Origin of the sequence: Streptomyces minutiscleroticus (assembly GCF_014650875.1) — a bacterium.
In the GTDB taxonomy this organism is placed as follows: Bacteria; Actinomycetota; Actinomycetes; order Streptomycetales; family Streptomycetaceae; genus Streptomyces; species Streptomyces minutiscleroticus.
Map to the genome: position 1 here is coordinate 1 of NZ_BMVU01000257.1, position 613 is coordinate 613.

The following is a 613-nucleotide window of genomic DNA, read 5'->3' on the forward strand; positions in this document are numbered from 1 at the left end:
CGAGGTACGACAAGCTCGCCGTCCGCTACGAGGCGACCGTGCTGGTCGCAGTCCTCAATGAGTGGCTGTGACCAGCACTTTCCCAACAGGCCCTAGCGGGCGTAGCGCAGCAGGCGCTGCATCGGGCCGGGGCGGGCATGGCCGGCCTGTTCGGCCGGCTGCCAGCAGTTCTTCCGCTCAACGGGCGACAGCAGCCCGAGCAGGTAGGCGCGGGCCGCGGCCCGGGGCTCAACACGCCGGAATTGGCCCGCGATCCGGGCCATGACCTGGCCGAACATCGCCCACCAGCGGGCAGGGTCTACGCTATGGCCCGCGGCCACCGCACGATCTTCAGGAGTCCACACAACCCCCGATGATCACGCGGTGGCCGTACCCGTTCTTGGCCGGGTCCGCAACAAGATCGCAAAGTCAGACTGGAGTACTAGGGCGCGCACCCCAGGCGTGCGAGGGGGCGTGCGGGCGGCGATGGCGTGACCTGCTCTGGATGGCGGGTGTTGGGCACGGGGCTGCACATGAGGGGTCATCTCATGGTCATGGCAGACACGCGGCCGGGCGAGGGCCCGCAAGCCGATGCCCGCTCCCGGGCCCTCGCCCCTCTCCTGCCGCCGCTGCC

1 pseudogene is annotated in these 613 nt (G+C 70.3%); it reads right to left on the reverse strand.

Going from position 1 to position 613, the window contains the following annotated elements:
• Positions 1 to 95: 95 nt before the first annotated feature.
• Positions 96 to 263 (reverse strand): annotated as a pseudogene (locus IE271_RS41350) (IS701 family transposase); the annotation flags it as partial.
• Positions 264 to 613 lie beyond the last annotated feature (350 nt).